Raw genomic sequence first — 18,948 nt, 5'->3', positions numbered from 1 at the left:
TGCCTGCTCGACCCTCTATCCAGCTGTGCACGACTCTCATCGAGCTTCCACCGTGTGTGCCCCCACGCCCGCGGTCCGGTTCAACCACAACAACACGCAACAGGAGCATTTGTGGCTGTCAAGATCCGTCTCAAGCGTCTCGGTAAGATCCGTGCGCCGTACTACCGCATCGTCGTCGCGGACTCGCACACCAAGCGCGACGGCCGTTCGATCGAGGAGATCGGCAAGTACCACCCCACCGAGGAGCCCTCGGTCATCGAGATCGACTCGGACCGTGCGCAGTACTGGCTCTCCGTCGGCGCGCAGCCGACCGAGCAGGTCGCCGCGCTGCTCAAGCTCACCGGCGACTGGGCGAAGTTCAAGGGCGAGAAGGACACCGCCTCCAAGGTGAAGGTCGCGGAGCCGAAGCAGGCATTCGTCGCCGACTCCTCGAAGAAGGCCGTCCTCAAGCCGAAGTCGGAGAAGAAGGCGGAGGCCCCGGCCGCCGCTGAGGAGACTCCGGCCGACGACGCAGCCGAGACGACCGAGGCGTAATTCCTTGCTCGAATCCGCGCTGACGCACCTCGTCAAGGGGATCGTCGATCACCCGGACGACGTGCGCGTCGCCAGTTCCACCTCCGCGCGGGGCGAGGTCCTCGAGGTGCGTGTGCACCCCGAGGACCTCGGCCGCGTGATCGGTCGCGCCGGACGGACCGCAAAGGCGCTCCGCACCCTCGTCTCGGCTCTCGCCGACGGCAAGCGGGTGCGGGTCGACGTGGTCGACACCGATTCCTAGGGAGACGACCCAGCTCCGGGTGGGTCGCATCACGAAGGCGCACGGGCTCAAGGGCGGCATCAAGCTCGAGCTCTACACCGACGACCCGGATCGTCGGTTCACGTCCGGAGCGACGTTCACGCTCCAGGTCCCGGAGGACTCCCCGTGGTCGGGCAAGACCATTACGCTGGACGAACTCCGCTGGTACAACGGCCACCCGGTCGCCTTCTTCGAGGGCATCGAGGACCGCACCGCCGCTGAGACGCTCGCGCGGGCCATCCTCTGGGTCGAGCAGGACACCGACGCCGAGACCGGCGAGGACGACGCCTGGTACGATCACCAGCTGGTCGGACTCCGCGTGCTCCGCGACGGCGTCGAGGTCGGCGCCGTCGCACGGGTCGACCACCTCCCGGCGCAGGACCTCCTCGCCATCGACACCCCGGACCGCGGCGAGGTGCTCGTGCCCTTCGTCTCGGCGATCGTGCCCGCGGTCGACATCGCCGCCGGGACCGTCACGGTGACCCCGCCGACCGGGCTGTTCGAGGACCCCGAGGACACCTCCCGTCCCGAGACGGTCTCGCCGTCCGACCAGGGGTAGCGCCGTGCGCATCGACATCGTCACGATCTTCCCTGAGTTCTTCTCGGTGCTCGACGTCTCGCTGCTCGGCAAGGCGCGCGTCGACGGTCTGCTCGACCTCCACGTGCACGACCTGCGTGACTGGACCACCGACCGGCACCGCACCGTCGACGACACCCCGTACGGCGGCGGTGCCGGCATGGTGATGAAGCCCGAACCGTGGGCGCTGGCGCTCGAGTCGGTCCTGCGGTCCGACGGCTCGTCGACGCTCGTGGTCCCCACACCTGCGGGCACCCGGTTCACCCAGTTGATCGCTCGGTCGCTCGCGTCGACCTCGGACCACCTCGTGTTCGCCTGCGGGCGGTACGAGGGCATCGACGCGCGCGTGTTCGCTTGGGCGTCCGAGCGGGCCGACGTCGTCGAGCTGTCGCTGGGCGACTACGTGCTGAACGGCGGCGAGGTCGCGGCGATGGCGATGATCGAAGCCGTCGGACGGCTCGTGCCGGGCGTCGTCGGCAACCCGGAGTCGCTCGTCGAGGAGTCCCACGAGGACGGCCTGCTCGAGTACCCCTCGTACACGAAGCCCTCGTCGTGGCGCGGTCTCGACGTGCCCGACGTCCTGCTCAGCGGGCACCACGCCCGCGTCGCCGCGTGGCGGCACGAGCAGCAGGTCGAGCGCACGCGACGCGTGCGGCCGGACCTGCTGCCGGGATCGGAGTAGCCGGCTCCGCCGTCCCGGCCTGGAGGCACGGTGCGGGCCCGCACCGTGCCTCCAGGCCGTCTAGTGGGCGCGCTGGGCGCGCCGCAGGGTGAGGACCTCGGGGCCGGCCTCGGTGACGGCGACCGTGTGCTCGACGTGCGCGGCGCGCGAGCCGTCGGCGCTCTTCAGGGTCCAGCCGTCGTCGTCCTGGTACAGCTCGTCCGTGCCCTGCATGAGCCACGGTTCGATCGCGACCACCAGGCCCGGGCGGAGCTTCAGCCCGCGACCGGGTCGACCGTCGTTCGGGACGTGCGGTTCGCCGTGCATCGTCCGGCCGACACCGTGGCCACCGAACTGCGTGTTGACGGCGTAGCCGGCCTCGTGCGCGACGTGGCCGATGGCGTACGAGACGTCGCCGAGCTTGTTCCCGACACGGAACTGCGCGATGCCCGCGGCCAACGCCCGTTCGACCGTGTCCACGAGCCGCTGGTCGTCGTCGCGCGGTGTGCCGACCTGCACCGTCACGGCCGAGTCCGCGACCCAGCCGTCGACGCTCGCGGCGAAGTCGAGGCTGACCAGGTCGCCGTCGACGAGCACGCGGTCGTACGGCAGCCCGTGCAGGGCGGCGTCGTTGACCGAGGTGCACAGGTTCCTGCCGAAGGGGCTCTTGCCGAACGACGGGTGGTAGTCGACGTAGCAGCTCTCGGCGCCGCGGTCCGCGATCATGCGAGCGGCCACCCGGTCGAGGTCGAGCAGGTTCACCCCGACGTCGACCGTCTCGAGCAGTTCGTCGAGGACGTCGGCGACGAAGCGGCCGGCGACGCGGAGGCCGTCGAGTTCGGCGGGCGTGCGGAGTTCGATCATGCGACCATCCTGCCGGGAGCCGCGTTCGTTTTGTGTCCTGGACGTCGTGTGGCAAGATTGATCGCTGTGCCCTGGCTGGACTCTGCCACGGGGGAGTCGCCGACACCGGGCACGAACCACACACTTTCCGAAACCGATCCGCGGCGACCCGTGTGCGTCCGCAGAGAGTAGACCCATCATGAGCCAGCTCCTCGACTCCGTCGACGCAGCGTCGCTGCGCACCGACGTCCCCGACTTCCGCCCCGGCGACACCATCAAGGTGCACGTCAACATCATCGAGGGCACCCGCTCGCGTATCCAGGTCTTCCAGGGTGTCGTCATCGCGCGCCAGGGCCACGGCCTCGGCGAGACCTTCAAGGTCCGCAAGGTGAGCTTCCAGGTCGGCGTCGAGCGCTGGTTCCCGGTGCACTCGCCGATCATCGACCACATCGAGGTCGTCACCCGCGGTGACGTCCGTCGTGCGAAGCTCTACTACCTGCGCGAGCTCCGCGGCAAGGCGGCCCGCCGCAAGATCAAGGAGAAGCGCGACGCCTGATCGCCTTCGCAGTGGGCGGCCGCGAGCCGGACGCCGCTGACGAGCCCTCGTCCATGTACGGTTGTGCGTGGATGGGGGCTCTTCCCGTTCCCGGACACATCCCGTGGCACGGGGTCGCCGTCCGCGGGGGAGCCGTGCACGAACGAGAGTGGAAATGACCGACACGACGAAGGAACCGACGCTGCGGCCACGCTCGGGGAAGAAGCGCAACGGCGTCCTCACCTTCATCCGCGACCTCGTCATCATCTTCATCGCGGCGTTGCTCGTGTCGTTCCTCGTCAAGACGTTCCTGATCCGCTCGTTCTACATCCCGTCGGCGTCGATGGAGAACACGCTGCAGATCAACGACCGGGTCATCGTCAACGAACTGGTGCCCGACGTGGTCTCGCTCAAGCGCGGCGACGTGGTGGTGTTCAAGGACCCGGGTGGCTGGCTCACCGGCTCGGACGTGCCGAACGTGACCCCGACGACACCCGTCGGCAAGGCGGCCGACTGGGTCCTCACGCAGATCGGTCTGGGCACCGGCGACAGCGACGACCACCTCATCAAGCGGGTCATCGGCCTGCCGGGTGACACGGTGTCCTGCTGCAACGACCTCGGGCAGATGTCCGTCAACGGTGTGCCGATCAAGGAGCCGTACCTCAAGATCCCGGCGGGTGCGCCGGCGTCGGCGACGAACTTCTCCGTGACGGTGCCGAAGGGCACCATCTGGGTGATGGGTGACAACCGCAACGACTCGAAGGACTCGCGGTACAACGGCGACACCCCGTCCAAGGGCTTCGTGCCGCTGTCCGACGTCACCGGACGAGCGTTCGTGATCTCGTGGCCCACCAGCCGCTGGACGTGGCTCGACGACTACCCCGACGTCTTCGCCGGTGTCCAGGAGCGGGACGAGTGACCGCGGTCCGGCCCTCCCTGCGCGTCGAGAAGCGCCTGCTCGGTGACGGGCGGGTCACGGTGATCGGCATGGACGAGGTCGGCCGCGGCGCGATCGCGGGTCCCGTCGCCGTCGGTGTCGCGGCGGTGACGATCGACATCGGCCGCGTGCCGCAGGGGCTCGCGGACTCGAAGCTCCTCAGCGCCGCCCGACGGGACGCCCTCGTGCCCGTCGTCGAGCGCTGGGCGCCCACGGCGGTGGGCATGGCGTCCGCCGAGGTCGTCGACCGGCAGGGCATCGTGCCGGCGCTCGGGCAGGCGGGTGCAGCGGCGCTCGCGCGGCTCGTGGCGGGCGGGGTGTCGCTCGACGGCGCGGTGGTCGTGCTCGACGGGTCGTTCGACTGGCTCTCGCGCGCGGTGCCGGCGGCGTCGGTCGCCGGGGTCGACCCGATCGACGTCGTCGTCCGGGTCAAGGCGGACCGGGACTGCGCGTCCGTCGCTGCCGCGTCGGTCGTCGCGAAGGTCGCCCGCGACGCGTTGATGGTGGCCGCGCACGACGACGCGCCGCACTACGCCTGGGCGTCGAACAAGGGGTACGGGTCGACGGCGCACTACGACGGCATCCGGAGCGTCGGGGCGCACGCACTGCACCGGAAGTCGTGGCTGCACCAGGCGTCCACGGTCACGCTCGACGGGTTCGCGGAGCTCGACGCCGTCGGCTGAGGTGTGGGACGTGCGTACGGCATCGCCGTAGACTGTGGGGCGCGATGGATGACGACGAATTCGACGACTACGACCGCGAGGTCGAACTGGCCCTGTACCGCGAGTACCGCGACGTCGTGTCGCAGTTCCGGTACGTGGTCGAGACCGAGCGACGTTTCTACCTGGCGAACGAGGTCGAACTCGTCCGCCGGGACACCGAACACGACTTCTACTTCGAGTTGTCGATGAAGGACGTCTGGGTGTGGGACGTCTACCGTTCCGATCGGTTCGTGAAATCTGTTCGGGTGCTCACCTTCAAGGACGTGAACGTCGAAGAACTGACGGCGCGCGAACTGGAATTGCCGAAGGAACTCGCACTCGACGAGTGAATCTTTCTGGGAATCACCGTCACGGAAGCGGCGGAATGCATTTCCGTCCGATACCTTGATCGCGAAGACTTTCCCCGATCAAGGAGTCGCAATGGCACAGAAGGTCACCGTCCAGCTCGTCGACGACCTCGACGATTCGCCGATCACCGCTGGAGAAGGCCGTACGGTCGAGTTCGCGTTCGACGGGTCGACGTACGAGATCGACCTCTCCAACGACAACGTCGACAAGTTCCGCGAGGCGATCTCGGACTACGTGGCGGCCGCACGCAAGGTGAGTGGCCGTCGCTCCAGCAGTGGTGGGGGCGCGTCGAAGCCGACCCCCAAGCGTGGCAACTCGGAAGAGCTCGCGAAGATCCGTGAATGGGCGAAGGACAACGGGTACGAGGTCTCGTCCCGTGGGCGTATCTCGACCCAGGTGCAAGAGGCCTACGCGGCCGCGCACTGACCGTGCGTCGAACGGGCTCGGGCGAGTGATCGTCCGGGCCCGTTCGTCATTCCTGCACAGTATTTTCGTTCTCCCTCTCTGTCCACGATCTCTGCTCTTCCGACCTGGGCAGTGCCGACGATGCCGCAACCTGGCGTCGGAGGCGGAACATGGCGAACGGAACGACGACACCACTCGGCGCGCACGGCGAATCCATCGCGGCGGAATGGTTGACGGAACGCGGTTACGAGCTGGTCGAACGCAACTGGCGGTGTGCTCGGGGCGAGATCGACCTGATCGCGTGGGACGGTGACGCGCTCGTCTTCATCGAGGTGAAGACGCGCGCAGGCGGATCGACCGGGCACCCGTTCGAGGCGATCACCGACGCGAAGGTCGCGCGGTTGCGCCGTCTCGTGCCCGCGTGGTTCTCCGAGCACCCCGGCGTGCGCGCACGCTCGATCCGGATCGACGCGGTCGCGGTGCACGTCGACGGTCCTCGGAGCGCCGTCGAGCACGTGGCGGGCGTCCTGTGACCGGCATCGGACGGGCAGCGGCGGTGGCCCTGCTCGGGGTCAGCGGGCGGCTGGTGGAGGTGGAGGCGCACCTCACCAGCCAGCTGCCGGCGTTCCGGATCATCGGGCTGCCCGACACCGCCCTCGGTGAGGCCCGCGAGCGCGTGCGCTCGGCCGCGGCGAACGCGGGGTGTCCGCTGCCGGCCAGACGCATCACCGTGAACCTCACACCCGCGGCGGTGCCGAAGCGCGGGTCGGGGTTCGACCTCGCGATCGCCATGGCCGTGCTCGCCGGCGCCGGCACGGCTCCGCACGTGTCACCGGCGACGGTCCACCTCGGCGAGCTCGGGCTCGACGGTCGGCTGCGCCCCGTGGTCGGGATCATCCCGATGCTCCTCGCCGCGCGGAACGCCGGCATCCGTCGCGCGGTGGTCCCGACCGGCAACGTCGACGAGGCCGAGATCGTCAGCGGCCTGACCGTCACGGGCGTCGACTCGCTCCGCGCCGCGGCGATCGACGCCGGCGCCGTCCTGCCGCCGGTCGACGTCGATCCGGTGGTGTCCACTGCACCCGGCCCCGAGTCCGCGGCCCGACCGGTGCCGGAACTCGGCGAGGTCGTCGGCAACGAGGTCGGCGTCCGAGCGGTCCTGGCGGCCGCCGCCGGTGGACACCACGTCCTCATGCTCGGGCCGCCCGGTGCCGGCAAGACCATGCTGGCCGAGCGGCTCCCGGGGATCCTGCCGGACCTCGACGACGCTGCGGCGCTCGAGGTCGCCGCCGTACGGTCGGTCGCCGGTCACGGGGTGCGGTCCTGGACGCGACGGCCACCGTGGGAGGCGCCGCACCACTCCGCCTCGGCCGTCGCGCTCATCGGTGGCGGGTCCGGCGTCATCCGGCCGGGCGCCGTCTCCCGAGCGACGCACGGCGTGCTCTTCCTCGACGAAGCCCCCGAGTTCCCGCGAGCCGTGCTCGACGCGCTGCGGCAGCCGCTCGAGTCCGGGCGGATCAGCGTCCACCGCTCGGCCGGCGCCGTCGAGTTCCCCGCGCGGTGCCAGGTCGTCCTGGCGGCGAACCCGTGCCCGTGCGGGCACGCGGGCATCGCGCACAGCGCACCGTGCGAGTGCTCGCCGAGCACCGTCCGGCGGTACCTCGCACGGTTGTCCGGGCCGCTGCTCGACCGCATCGACATCCGGGTCCAGGTCCCGCGGGTCACGTCGGCGGCGGTGCGTGGCGCCGCCGATCGGGCGCCGACGACCGCGGAGGCCCGGGCACTCGTCGCCGCTGCCCGCGCACGAGCCGCCGCGCGCCTGGCCGGCACCGGGTGGACCCGCAACGCCGACGTCGCGGGCACGTGGCTCCGACGCGACGGTCGTGGCGATCCCGGGTCGACCACGGTCATCGACCAGGCGCTCGACCGCGGCGCGATCACGATGCGCGGCTGGGACCGTGTCATGCGCCTGGCGTGGACGCTCGCGGACCTCGCCGAGGCAGACCGGCCGACCGCGGACCACGTGGCGGGAGCCCTGGCACTGCGGAGCGCGCTGTGAACCGGCACGGTCGGCCGGAGCTCCTCGACGCGGTGGCGCGGGCGACGGGCCGCAGCGGAGGTGAGGGCGACGGGGTCGGCGGTCTCGGCGATCGCGGCTCCTTCGATGCGGTCGAGGTCACCACGCGGGTCGCGTGGTCCGTCGTCGCCGAACCCGGTGATGCGATCGCCGGGGGACTCGTGGACGCCCTCGGCGCGGCACCGGCGTTCGAGTCGGTCCTCGCCGCGTTGGACGACGGCATCGACGGCCTCCTCGGGCTCTGTGTCGAGCGCGGTGTCGGGGGCACCGACGACCCTTCGGCCTACGCCCGAGCGCTGACGAAGGCCGTCGACCGGTGGCGGCCACGACTCGCGACCGCCGACGTCGGTGCGGTCCTGGCCGCGGCGGATGCGGTGGGGGCGCGGCTGCTCGTCCCGGGTGGTCCCGGGTGGCCGGAGCGGGTGGACGACCTCGGACACCATGCCCCGCTCGTGCTCTGGACCCGTTCGGCCCGCGGTGCGTCGCCCTCGGTGTTCGAGCCGCCCGCCGTCGCGGTCGTCGGATCGCGGGCGAACACGATCGCGGGCTCCGAGGCTGCGGCGGACATCAGCTCACGGGCCGTCGATGCCGGGTGCGTCGTCGTCAGCGGGGGAGCGTACGGCATCGACGCCACCGCGCACCGGGTGGCGATCGCCGCGGGGGCCACCACGGTCGCGGTGCTCGCCGGCGGGGTCGACCAGCTGTACCCGACCGGCAACGTCGAGCTGCTCCGCAACGTGTCGCAGCGCGGGGCCGTGATCGCCGAGTCGCCGCCGGGGACCCGTCCCTCGCGCTGGCGCTTCCTCGCCCGCAACCGGCTCATCGCCGCGCTGGCCGACGTGACCGTGGTGGTCGAGGCTGGGGCACGCTCGGGAGCGCTGAACACCGCCCACCACGCCGCGCAGCTCGGTCGGACGGTGTTCGCGGTGCCCGGGGTGTTCTCCTCGGCCGCGTCCGTCGGGTGTCACCGGCTCGTGGCGCAGGGGCGGGCGCAGCTGATGGTGCACCCGGACGAGGCGGCCGCCGTGGCGATCGAGCAACGCGGCGGAGTGGTCCTGCAGTCGACGGACACACCGTTGCTCGTGCACGACGACCCGGACGTCCTGCGGGCGCTCGACGCCCTGGGTCGTCGTTCCCTGTCCGTCGACGAGGTCGCACGGCGCAGCGGGTTGTCGATCGCCGACGCGACCGATGCCCTGGCACTCGCGCAGGTCCAGGGGCTGGTGCAGCACGGCGTCGGCGGGTGGTCGAGGGTGACGCAGCGGTGAGTCGTAGCCTGGGGTGGTGGACGGCACGAGCGACGCGCGGGACCTCGAGCGAGTGGTCGACGGCTTCCTCGGCCACGCCCGACACGCGCGCGGACTCAGCGAGCAGTCCCTCCGGGCGTACGCGAACGACCTCGAGCAGTTCGTCGGCTTCGCTGCGGCACGGGGTGTGGCGGACGTCGGGGGTGTCTCGCTCGAACTGCTCCGCGACTGGCTGTGGGAGGCGGACCAGCGCTCGCTGGCGCGGGCAACGATCGCCCGGCGGTCGTCGTCCGTCCGGGCCTTCACCCGGTGGGCGAGCGAGACCGGGCTCCTCGCGTCCGACCCCGGTGTCCGACTCCGAGCGCCCAAGGGAGCGTCCCACCTGCCCCGCGTGGTCTCGACCGACCAGGTGCGGGCGTTGCTCGACGGGCTCGCGGCCCGTGCGGGGACCGACGACCCCGGTGCACTGCGCGACCTGGCCGTCGTCGAGTTGCTCTACGCAGCGGCGATCCGGGTCAGTGAGCTCGTCGGCATCGACGTCGTCGACGTGGACAGGAGCCGGCTGACCGTCCGCGTGCTCGGGAAGGGCGGCAAGGAGCGGGTGGTGCCGTTCGGGGTGCCGGCGCGGGATGCACTCGAGGCGTGGCTCGACCGGGGACGCCCCGTCCTCGCTGCGCGGCGCACGGCGACGGGTGGAGCGAGCGGCACGGCACGGTCGACGAGCGCGAGCGCGAGCGATGGTACCGAGCGAGCACTCTTCCTCGGTGACCGGGGCGGCAGGCTGGGCACGCGGAGCGCCTACCGTGTCGTCGCCCGGCTGCTGCAGGACCTGCCCGGGGAAGGGCCGAGCGGCCCGCACACCTTCCGGCACACCGCGGCGACGCACCTCCTGGACGGGGGAGCGGACCTCCGAGCGGTGCAGGAACTGCTCGGGCACGCGAGCCTCGGGACGACGCAGATCTACACCCACGTGTCCTCGGCCCGACTCCGCGAGGTCTACCGGACGGCGCACCCCCGCGCCTGACGCCGAGCGCCCGCACACCGGGCTCCCGCGCACCGGGCACCCGCACACCGGGCACCCGCACACCGGGCGCCCGAGCACCGAGCACCGAGCACCGAGCACCGAGCACCGCGCACCGCGCACCGAGCACCAACCGTTCATCCGCGCCAGTCGGACTCCGGCAGCAGCACGGGCCACGCCGCCGCGGGCAGGTACACCGTCGGGTCGACGTACCGGTCGTCAAGCCGGGCGCCGAGGTGCACGCACGGATCGGTCGCCGGGCAGTGACCGACGGTGACTCTCCCGACCACGTCACCCTGCGATACGGCGTCACCGGTCGTCACCTCGGGGCTGACCGAGTCCAGTGTGCTCACCAACCCGCCGCCGTGGTCAACCGACACCACCGACCTGCCGGCGACCGCACCTGCGAACGAGACCGTGCCGTCCGCCACCGCGACCGCCGGGGTGCCGATCGACGACGGGACGTCGATGCCCCGGTGTCCGGCCGCGTAGTCATCGGCCGGCGCTTCCCACGGCCGCACGACCACGCGCGAACCCGTCGGCCACACCCACGGCGCGCCGTCCGCACCGCCCGCCACGTGCCCGACCCCGGCGTGCTCGACCACCGCGTGCCCGGCCCCGGCGTGCCCGGCCCCGGCGTGCCCGGCCCCGGCGTGCCCGGCCCCGACGTGCCCGACCACTGCCTGCCCGACCCCGGCGCGCCCGACCTCCGGGCCGACCAGCGCAGCCGCCGCCACAACCATGCACGCAACCGCCCCGACCGTGGTCCTCACCAGAACGTCCATGCGCCCGATCGTCGCGTCCACCAGCCGGCCATGCACGCGACCGCAGCCCACCTGTGGGCGGTGAGCCGTGCCTCCCGGCCGGTGCAGGAGTCGCGGAGACCACGAACCGCGCGCGTTCCGACCCCGCACCGGTCGATCGACGCGCGCGCCGTCGAACCGCGCGCGTTCCGTGGACGCGATCCCACGGCCCGGACCACGCAACCCCACCGCCCGACCGCACCGGAACGAACCGGTTATGACCACACGTCGTCCGAGGAGTACAGTCGGGGCCGCTCCGGAACACGCAACGCCGCTCGGACGGCGAACCAGCCGACCGCCGGAGCACCGTGCGCCACCCAGCACGGCGGCAAGAACCAGGAGCACCGTGTCGAACACGTCCACCCAGCACGGTGAGGACCGTGCGTTCAAGGGGAAGGTCACCCTGTTCGCCATCGCGGCGGCGGTCGGTGGGTTCCTCTTCGGATTCGACTCCTCCGTCATCAACGGAGCAGTCGACGCGATCAAGGGCGAGTTCGGCCTGTCCGAGGCCGCCAGCGGCTTCGCCGTCGCCTCCGCCCTGATCGGCTGCGCCTTCGGTGCCTACTTCGCCGGCCGGCTCGCCGACCGCTGGGGCCGCACGCGCGTCATGTTCTGGGCGGCCGTGCTCTTCTTCGTGAGCTCGATCGGGAGCGCGTTCGCGTTCGCGACGTGGGACCTCGTGATCTGGCGCCTCGTCGGCGGCCTCGGGATCGGGACCGCGTCGGTCATCGCGCCGGCGTACATCTCGGAGGTCTCGCCGAAGGCCATCCGCGGTCGCCTGGCCTCGTTCCAGCAGCTCGCGATCACCCTCGGTATCTTCGCCGCGCTCCTCTCCGACCAGATCTTCGCGGTGACCGCCGGCGGCGCCTCGGAGCAGGTGCTCGGGCTGGCCGCCTGGCGCTGGATGTTCCTCGTCGGCGTCGTGCCGTCGGTGGTCTACGGCGTGCTCGCGATCACCCTGCCGGAGTCACCGCGCTTCCTCCTCGCGAAGGGCCGCAAGGACGATGCGCGCGGGGTCATGGAGAAGATCGTCCCCCGCGACACCGTGAACACCAGCCTGGAGGAGATCCAGGACGGCATCGAGAAGGAGGCCAACGAGAAGAAGGGCTCCATCCGGGGCAACCGCTTCGGCCTCCAGCCGATCGTCTGGGTCGGCATCATCCTCGCCGTGCTGCAGCAGTTCGTCGGCATCAACGTGATCTTCTACTACTCGACGACGCTCTGGCAGGCCGTCGGCTTCAAGGAGGACCAGTCCTTCCTGATCTCGACGATCACCTCGGTCGTCAACGTCGCGGTCACCTTCATCGCGATCTTCACGGTCGACAAGCTCGGCCGGAAGCCGCTCCTCGTGGCCGGTTCGACGGGCATGTTCGTGTCGCTGGCGATGGTCGCGATCGCGTTCTCGCAGGCCACCATCGTGGACGGCGCGCCGCAGCTGCCCGGCGCGTGGGGCCTCATCGCCCTCATCTTCGCGAACCTGTTCGTGGTGTCGTTCGGCGCAACGTGGGGCCCGCTCATGTGGGTGCTGCTCGGCGAGATGTTCCCGAACCGCATCCGTGCGACGGCGCTCGGTGTCGGGTCGGCGGCGAACTGGATCGCCAACTTCGTGGTCACGATCTCGTTCCCGGTGCTCTCCGGCTTCAACCTCACCGTGACCTACGGCATCTACGCGCTCTTCGCGCTCCTGTCCCTGTTCTTCGTCATCAAGAAGATCCCGGAGACCAAGGGCCGTTCGCTCGAGGAGATGGGCATCACGGCCGAGGGCGAGACGATCGACGCCAAGTCCTGATCTTCCGGTCGTCGGCCTGGAGGCCCGGATCACTCGCGCCGGTCGGCGTGCGTGATCCGGGCCTCCGGTCTGTTAGCATTTGTCCAGCAGCGCGCTGAGCGCGCTGACTTCGCGTGTCCACACGCACCCCACGGCCACCGGTCCCGCTCTCGCGAGCGGGCGGCCGTCCGGGGTGGGGCACCAGGGGCCACGACCACCGGTCGTGACCGACACAACCGCAACCGTGCACGCGGCTCGAACAGCTGCGCGCCGAGAACAAGGAGGGACGGCATGGCCGTCGTCACCATCCGCCAGCTGCTCGACAGCGGCGTCCACTTCGGACACCAGACCCGTCGGTGGAACCCGAAGGTGAAGCGATTCATCCTCGCCGAGCGCTCGGGCATCCACATCATCGACCTGCAGCAGTCGCTGGCCTTCATCGACCGTGCGTACGACTTCGTCAAGGAGACGGTCGCGCACGGCGGCACGATCCTCTTCGTGGGCACCAAGAAGCAGGCGCAGGGCTCCATCGCCGAGCAGGCGACCCGCGTCGGCCAGCCGTACGTCAACCAGCGTTGGCTCGGCGGTCTGCTCACGAACTTCCAGACGGTCTCCAAGCGCCTCGCGCGCATGAAGGAGCTCGAGGAGATCGACTTCGACGACACGACGAAGGGCTTCACCAAGAAGGAGCTCCTCATCAAGAAGCGCGAGCTGGACAAGCTCCACAAGACCCTCGGTGGTATCCGCAACCTCACGCGGACCCCGAGCGCGCTCTGGATCGTCGACACCAAGAAGGAGCACCTCGCGGTCGACGAGGCGCAGAAGCTCGGTATCCCGATCATCGGCATCCTCGACACCAACTGCGACCCGGACGAGATCACCTACCCGATCCCGGGCAACGACGACGCGATCCGCTCCGTCGGTCTCCTGACGCGCATCGTCGCCGACGCCGCTGCCGAGGGCCTCAAGACCCGCCACAACGGCGGCGACGAGGAAGAGGCCGAGCCGCTGGCCGAGTGGGAGCAGGAGCTCCTCGGTGGCGAGCAGGCCGCGCCGGCCGCTGCCGAGGCCCCGGTCGCCGAGACCCCGGTCGAGGAGAACGACGCCGACGCGCAGGTCGCCGAGAAGGAGATCGGCGAGCCGATCGCCGAGGCCTCCAAGAACGCGGACGCCACCTCCGCCGAGTGACCTCCGGGGGCGTCGGACCGTGTCGGTCCGGCGCCCCGCTCCACGTCCCACACACGCAAGTCCAGAAAGGACTCCAGTCAATGGCAAACTTCACCGCTGCTGACGTGAAGAAGCTCCGTGACGACCTCGGCGCCGGCATGATGGACGCCAAGAACGCGCTCGTCGAGGCCGACGGCGACTACGACAAGGCCGTCGAGCTCCTCCGCATCAAGGGTGCCAAGGCCGTCGCCAAGCGTGACGACCGCGCCACCTCCGAGGGCATCGTCGTGGCCTCGGCCGAGAACGGCGCCGCGACCGTCGTCGAGCTCGCCAGCGAGACCGACTTCGTCGCGAAGAACGAGCGCTTCGTCGCGCTCGGTGACAAGGTCCTCGCGGCCGTCGCCGCCGCCGGTGCGACCGACGTCGCGTCCGCGAACGCCGCCGAGGCCGACGGCAAGACCGTCCTCGACGTCGTGAACGAGGCCGCTGCGCAGCTCGGCGAGAAGATCGAGATCCGCACGGTCCGCCGTGTCGAGGGCTCGGCCTTCGAGATCTACCTGCACAAGACCTCGCAGGACCTCCCGCCGCAGATCGCCGTCGTCGTCGCCTACGAGGGTGCCGACGCCGCCGAGGCCCGTTCGATCGCGCAGCACATCGCCTTCGCGAACCCGACGTACCTCACGCGCGACGAGATCCCGGCCGAGGACATCGAGAAGGAGCGCGCGACCGTCGAGGCGATCACGCGCGAGGAGGGCAAGCCGGAGGCCGCCCTCCCGAAGATCGTCGAGGGTCGCCTGAACGCGTACCGCAAGCAGGTCGCGCTCCTCGAGCAGGACTACGCGAAGGACAACAAGATCTCCGTCGCGAAGGCCGCCGAGAACGCCGGCATCACGATCCAGGGCTTCGCCCGCGTCAAGGTCGGCGCGTAACGAACCCGTGACGGGGCCCGGAACCAGCATCTGGTTCCGGGCCCCGTTTTTCGCGCGCCGTCGGGTGCGCGAGTAGATTCCCACGAGACATTCGACGAAGGGTCCGACCACATGACGAACGAGAAGACCGGGCGACGCCGCGTCCTGCTGAAGCTGTCGGGGGAGGCGTTCGGTGCCGGGTCCCTCGGGGTGAACCCGGACGTCATCAGCACGATCGCCAAGGAGATCGCCTCGGCGGCGCAGGAGGTCGAGGTCGCGATCGTCGTCGGCGGCGGGAACTTCTTCCGCGGCGCCGAGCTGTCCCAGCGCGGCATGGACCGCGGCCGCGCGGACTACATGGGCATGCTCGGCACGGTGATGAACGCCCTCGCGCTGCAGGACTTCCTCGAGCAGGCCGGGGCCGCCACGCGCGTGCAGTCCGCGATCAGCATGACCCAGGTCGCCGAGCCGTACATCCCGCGACGCGCCGAGCGGCACCTCGAGAAGGGCCGGATCGTCATCTTCGGCGCCGGTGCGGGCCTGCCCTACTTCTCCACCGACACCGTCGCGGCGCAGCGAGCGCTGGAGATCGACGCGCACGAGGTCCTCGTCGCCAAGAACGGCGTCGACGGCGTCTACACGGCGGACCCGAAGAAGGACGCCTCCGCCGAGAAGCTGCACCACGTGACCTACCAGGACGCACTCCTCAAGGGACTCAAGGTCGTGGACGCCACGGCGTTCTCGCTCTGCATGGACAACGGCATGCCGATGCACGTGTTCGGCATGGAGGGCGAGGGCAACGTCGCTGCGGCGATCCGTGGTGAGCGGATCGGCACGGTCGTCAGCAACTGACCCCGACCGCTGACTAGACTCGACGCAGTACCGAAGGAGAACCACCGTGATCAGTGATGTCCTGACCGAAGCCACCGAGAAGATGGCGAAGGCCGTCGACGTCGCCAAGGACGACTTCGCGACCGTCCGTACCGGACGCATCAACGCCGCGCTCTTCCAGAAGATCCCGGTCGACTACTACGGCACGCCGACGCCGCTCGCGCAGCTCGCCGGCCTGCAGACCCCGGAGGCACGCACGCTCGTCGTGACGCCCTACGACAAGTCCGCGCTCAAGGAGATCGAACGCGCCATCGCGACGTTCCCGAACCTCGGCGCCAGCCCGTCGAACGACGGCGACGTCGTCCGCGTGACGATCCCCGAGCTCACGCAGGACCGCCGCAAGGAGTTCGTCAAGCTCGTCCGCGGCAAGGGCGAGGACCACAAGGTCGTCGTGCGCAACATCCGCCGCAAGGCCAAGGACGACCTCGACGCGCTCAAGGGCGAGATCTCGGACGACGAGATCGCCCGCGGCGACAAGGAGCTCGACGTCATCACGAAGAAGCACGTCGACCAGATCGACGACGCGCTGAAGAAGAAGGAAGCCGAACTCCTCGAGGTCTGATGCGTCGTCACGACCAGGGCGCTGACCGCCCCACGACCCAGGAACCCGCCAAACGGGGTCTCCGCCAAGACTTCGACGCTCGGGCCCGCGCAGCGCGGTCCGACTTCGAGGCCTCCATCCAGCGGCGTCGAGCGGACTTCGACGCCCGCAACGAAGCACTGACGGCCCGGACCGGGCGCAACCTGCCGGCAGCGATCGGCATCGCGCTCGCGTTCGCGGTCGTCATGCTCGCGGCGCTCCTCATCTGGAAGCCCGCCTTCATGGTGGTGGCGGCGTTCCTCCTCGGCGTCGGCGTGTACGAACTCGCGAGCGCCATGCGCTTCGCAGGTCGCGACGTCCCGCGGATCCCGAGCGTCGCCGTCGCGATCGCGATCGTGCCCGCCGCGTTCGTGTACGGCCAGGTCGCGGCGCTGTTCACGTTGCTCGGCGGCATCGTGCTGATCAGCGTGTGGCGCCTGGTGGAGGTGGCGTTCGCGCAGACGAAGCCCCCGGCGGGCAACGTCGCACGAGACCTCACGAACGGGCTGTTCGTGCAGGCGTACATCAGCCTACTCGGCGCGTGCGTCGTGCTGCTCTCCCGCGAGGACCGGGGTCAGCTCTGGGTGATCGCGTTCATCCTCGTGGTGGTCGCGGTCGACACCGGCGCCTACGCCACCGGCCTCAACCTCGGCAAGCACCCGATGGCGCCGCGGATCAGCCCGAAGAAGACGTGGGAGGGCTTCGCGGGCTCGGTGGTGGCGAGCATCGTGGTCGGCATCGTCGTGAGCACGCTGCTGCTCGCGCTGCCGTGGTGGACGGGTGTCGTCCTCGGCCTGCTCATCTCCGGGTCGGCGACCCTCGGCGACCTCACCGAGTCGATGATCAAGCGCGACCTCGGGATCAAGGACATCTCCTCGTTCCTGCCCGGCCACGGAGGACTGCTCGACCGGATCGACAGCATCCTGCCGTCGGCCGCCGTGGCGTACGTGCTGTTCCTCATCGTCACCCACTGAGCTCCGTCGGGTCCGTTCCCTGAGGGGTGCGCCCGCGCGTCCAGGTCGCACCAGGGAACGGTGCTGGCAGAATGTCGCCGTGGCCACCACCTTCCCGAACGCAGCACGCAAGACCCTCGGGTACGACGTCGACGAGGTCGAGCGCTTCCTCGAGGACGCCCGTCGTGCCTACACGGCGAACGACACCGAGCCGGGGCTCGAGGCGGCGAAGATCCGCGCGACCGCCTTCTCGATGCGCAAGGGCGGCTACTCGACCGCGCACGTCGACGCCGCACTCGAGCGGCTCGAGGACGCCTTCGCGGCACGTGAGCGGGAGCGCGAGATCGCCGACGGTGGCAAGAAGGCCTGGTACGCCGAGGCGCGGACGAAGGCCTCCGACGTCGTCGCCCGGCTGGAGCGTCCGGACGGGCAGCGGTTCTCGCGCGTCAGCTTCCTCGGCACCGGGTACCACCCGAAGGACGTCGACGCCTTCGCCGCACGGCTCGCCGGGTACTTCCGTGACGGCAAGCCCCTCAGCCTGACTGAGGTGCGCTCCGTCGTGTTCCGGCCGAAGCACGGTGGCTACCGGGAAGCCCAGGTCGACGCGGTCCTCGACGCCGTGGTCGAGGTCATGCTCGCCGTCCGCTGACGACGCGCGCGCCGGAAGTGCTTCGCTTTCCGTGATGCTTCCGTTATCCTGGTCGGACTCATGGGCAGGCACACGGCAGACTCCAGCTCCGACCGCAATCCTCGCGAGCACCTCGACCGCACGGTCTCGGGTGAACGCCGCGCGGCACTGAACCGAACCCGCACCACGGGCACCGCGGACCCGTCCACCCGGGCGACCGCTCCCCAGACGGTCCCCGAGGTCACGGGTCCGGTGCTCGTCGCACCGAAGTCGGTCGCGGCCAACCGGGTGTCCGACGCAGCGGTCGCGCACGCGGTGCCGAGCACCCCGGCCGACCCCCGCATCGTCAAGCAGCGTCGCGCCCGCGTGACGACCGCGGCGCTCCGGTCGAAGCCGGCGCACGAGCAGCCGATGCGCGGCGTCAACTCGTTCATGCGCAAGCGTGCGACGATCCCCGCGCTCTCGTTCTTCGCCGTCTTCGGGTTCGTGGGCGGTTCGCTCTTCAACCCGATGCAGCCCGACGTCGCACAGGCGGCTGTGCAGACCGCCGTGCTCGCGAAGGCTCCGGCCGCGGCGCCGCAGCAGTACTCGCCGCACGGCACGTACGCCGCGTTCGACGCCGATCGTGATGGCTACGACGTGAGCGTCCCGAAGCCGAAGGTCACCAAAGCGCCAACGGACGACGCCACCGCCGACGCGGACAGCACGGACGACAGCTCGACGACGCAGGTTTCCGCCACGAACACTGTCGCCCCAGCCGCTGTTGCGCCTGATCCGGGTAGTGCACAGGCCGAAGCGCTGCGCCAGGTCACGGCTCGTGGCTGGGGCACCGACCAATACAACTGCCTGGTCCAGCTCTGGAACGGCGAGTCCGGCTGGCGAGTCAATGCAGCCAATCCGAGCGGGGCGTATGGGATCCCACAAGCGCTGCCGGGAATCAAGATGTCGAGCGTCGGCGCCGACTGGCAGACGAACCCTGCGACCCAGATCACTTGGGGTCTGAACTACATCAGTGGCGTCTACGGCACGCCCTGCGGTGCTTGGGGTAAGTGGAACGCTCGCTATCCGCACTGGTACTGATCGG

The 18,948-nt window shown here is 70.4% G+C and carries 23 protein-coding genes; 21 read left to right on the top strand and 2 right to left on the bottom strand.

The window, feature by feature from the left end:
- The first annotated feature begins 111 nt into the window (after positions 1-111).
- Genes rpsP through trmD form a run of 4 tightly spaced genes read left to right on the top strand, consistent with a single transcriptional unit; the run spans position 112 to position 2,052 of the window.
- The gene (gene rpsP, locus ACIPYW_RS14525) at positions 112-534 is read left to right on the top strand and encodes a 30S ribosomal protein S16 (RefSeq protein WP_290131459.1); all 423 of its coding nucleotides are present in this window, start codon (positions 112-114) and stop codon (positions 532-534) included.
- Between the two features lie 4 nt (positions 535-538).
- Positions 539-775, top strand: a complete 237-nt coding sequence (locus ACIPYW_RS14520; protein ID WP_022902329.1) for an RNA-binding protein — start codon at positions 539-541, stop codon at positions 773-775.
- A 19-nt stretch (positions 776-794) separates the two neighbouring features.
- Complete coding sequence (rimM, locus tag ACIPYW_RS14515) at positions 795-1,352, top strand: ribosome maturation factor RimM (protein WP_400414688.1); 558 nt, start codon at positions 795-797, stop codon at positions 1,350-1,352.
- 4 nt (positions 1,353-1,356) lie between these two features.
- On the top strand, positions 1,357-2,052 hold the full coding sequence (gene trmD / locus ACIPYW_RS14510; protein WP_400414686.1) for a tRNA (guanosine(37)-N1)-methyltransferase TrmD: 696 nt from the start codon (positions 1,357-1,359) through the stop codon (positions 2,050-2,052).
- Between the two features lie 60 nt (positions 2,053-2,112).
- On the opposite strand, the gene map is transcribed toward trmD, so the two are convergent.
- A complete protein-coding gene (gene map, locus ACIPYW_RS14505; protein WP_400414684.1) occupies positions 2,113-2,895 on the bottom strand; it encodes a type I methionyl aminopeptidase in 783 nt (260 codons plus the stop codon).
- Between the two features lie 178 nt (positions 2,896-3,073).
- On the opposite strand from map, the gene rplS reads away from it, so the two are divergent.
- The 9 genes from rplS (at position 3,074) to ACIPYW_RS14460 (ending at position 10,169) form a co-directional block, all read left to right on the top strand.
- Positions 3,074-3,430: a 50S ribosomal protein L19 gene (gene rplS / locus ACIPYW_RS14500; protein ID WP_058726668.1), complete on the top strand. Its 357-nt coding sequence runs from the start codon at positions 3,074-3,076 to the stop codon at positions 3,428-3,430.
- 154 nt (positions 3,431-3,584) lie between these two features.
- A complete protein-coding gene (gene lepB / locus ACIPYW_RS14495; protein ID WP_400414681.1) occupies positions 3,585-4,328 on the top strand; it encodes a signal peptidase I in 744 nt (247 codons plus the stop codon).
- Positions 4,325-5,029: a ribonuclease HII gene (locus ACIPYW_RS14490; protein WP_290131464.1), complete on the top strand. Its 705-nt coding sequence runs from the start codon at positions 4,325-4,327 to the stop codon at positions 5,027-5,029. The genes lepB and ACIPYW_RS14490 overlap by 4 nt, the downstream gene beginning before the upstream one ends.
- A gap of 44 nt (positions 5,030-5,073) precedes the next feature.
- Complete coding sequence (locus tag ACIPYW_RS14485) at positions 5,074-5,397, top strand: DUF2469 family protein (protein WP_058726671.1); 324 nt, start codon at positions 5,074-5,076, stop codon at positions 5,395-5,397.
- Between the two features lie 91 nt (positions 5,398-5,488).
- Positions 5,489-5,842 (top strand): Lsr2 family protein, encoded by a 354-nt coding sequence (locus ACIPYW_RS14480; protein ID WP_290131465.1) that lies wholly within the window; start codon positions 5,489-5,491, stop codon positions 5,840-5,842.
- A gap of 149 nt (positions 5,843-5,991) precedes the next feature.
- Complete coding sequence (locus tag ACIPYW_RS14475) at positions 5,992-6,354, top strand: YraN family protein (protein WP_400414679.1); 363 nt, start codon at positions 5,992-5,994, stop codon at positions 6,352-6,354.
- Complete coding sequence (locus tag ACIPYW_RS14470) at positions 6,351-7,880, top strand: YifB family Mg chelatase-like AAA ATPase (protein WP_400414677.1); 1,530 nt, start codon at positions 6,351-6,353, stop codon at positions 7,878-7,880. Before ACIPYW_RS14475 ends, ACIPYW_RS14470 begins: the two co-directional genes overlap by 4 nt.
- Entirely contained in the window at positions 7,877-9,166 is a 1,290-nt protein-coding gene (dprA, locus tag ACIPYW_RS14465; RefSeq protein ID WP_400414675.1) for a DNA-processing protein DprA, read from the top strand. Before ACIPYW_RS14470 ends, dprA begins: the two co-directional genes overlap by 4 nt.
- Before the next feature lie 16 nt (positions 9,167-9,182).
- Positions 9,183-10,169, top strand: coding sequence for a tyrosine recombinase XerC (locus ACIPYW_RS14460; protein ID WP_400414673.1), 987 nt, complete (start codon positions 9,183-9,185; stop codon positions 10,167-10,169).
- Positions 10,170-10,303: 134 nt separating this feature from the next.
- Here ACIPYW_RS14460 and ACIPYW_RS14455 read toward each other — a convergent pair whose 3' ends face one another.
- Entirely contained in the window at positions 10,304-10,909 is a 606-nt protein-coding gene (locus ACIPYW_RS14455; protein WP_400414672.1) for a murein hydrolase activator EnvC family protein, read from the bottom strand.
- A gap of 406 nt (positions 10,910-11,315) precedes the next feature.
- On the opposite strand from ACIPYW_RS14455, the gene ACIPYW_RS14450 reads away from it, so the two are divergent.
- The 8 genes from ACIPYW_RS14450 to ACIPYW_RS14415 all read left to right on the top strand — a co-directional run bounded on the left by ACIPYW_RS14450 (position 11,316) and on the right by ACIPYW_RS14415 (position 18,944).
- A complete protein-coding gene (locus ACIPYW_RS14450; protein WP_400414670.1) occupies positions 11,316-12,758 on the top strand; it encodes a sugar porter family MFS transporter in 1,443 nt (480 codons plus the stop codon).
- Positions 12,759-13,028: 270 nt separating this feature from the next.
- A complete protein-coding gene (gene rpsB, locus ACIPYW_RS14445) occupies positions 13,029-13,925 on the top strand; it encodes a 30S ribosomal protein S2 (protein ID WP_290131472.1) in 897 nt (298 codons plus the stop codon).
- A gap of 80 nt (positions 13,926-14,005) precedes the next feature.
- Entirely contained in the window at positions 14,006-14,833 is an 828-nt protein-coding gene (gene tsf / locus ACIPYW_RS14440; RefSeq protein WP_400414668.1) for a translation elongation factor Ts, read from the top strand.
- A 111-nt stretch (positions 14,834-14,944) separates the two neighbouring features.
- Positions 14,945-15,664, top strand: a complete 720-nt coding sequence (gene pyrH / locus ACIPYW_RS14435; RefSeq protein ID WP_290131474.1) for a UMP kinase — start codon at positions 14,945-14,947, stop codon at positions 15,662-15,664.
- Between the two features lie 46 nt (positions 15,665-15,710).
- Positions 15,711-16,265, top strand: a complete 555-nt coding sequence (frr, locus tag ACIPYW_RS14430; protein WP_290131475.1) for a ribosome recycling factor — start codon at positions 15,711-15,713, stop codon at positions 16,263-16,265.
- The gene (locus ACIPYW_RS14425; protein WP_400414664.1) at positions 16,265-17,257 is read left to right on the top strand and encodes a phosphatidate cytidylyltransferase; all 993 of its coding nucleotides are present in this window, start codon (positions 16,265-16,267) and stop codon (positions 17,255-17,257) included. Before frr ends, ACIPYW_RS14425 begins: the two co-directional genes overlap by 1 nt.
- A gap of 79 nt (positions 17,258-17,336) precedes the next feature.
- Positions 17,337-17,885: a DivIVA domain-containing protein gene (locus tag ACIPYW_RS14420; RefSeq protein ID WP_290131477.1), complete on the top strand. Its 549-nt coding sequence runs from the start codon at positions 17,337-17,339 to the stop codon at positions 17,883-17,885.
- Between the two features lie 60 nt (positions 17,886-17,945).
- On the top strand, positions 17,946-18,944 hold the full coding sequence (locus ACIPYW_RS14415) for a hypothetical protein (RefSeq protein ID WP_400414662.1): 999 nt from the start codon (positions 17,946-17,948) through the stop codon (positions 18,942-18,944).
- Positions 18,945-18,948: the final 4 nt, after the last annotated feature.

Origin of the sequence: Curtobacterium sp. NPDC089689, assembly GCF_044749145.1 — a bacterium.
Taxonomy (GTDB): domain Bacteria; phylum Actinomycetota; class Actinomycetes; order Actinomycetales; family Microbacteriaceae; genus Curtobacterium.
The sequence above is the reverse complement of the archived record's forward strand: the minus strand, read 5'-3'. Positions and strand labels throughout refer to the sequence as shown.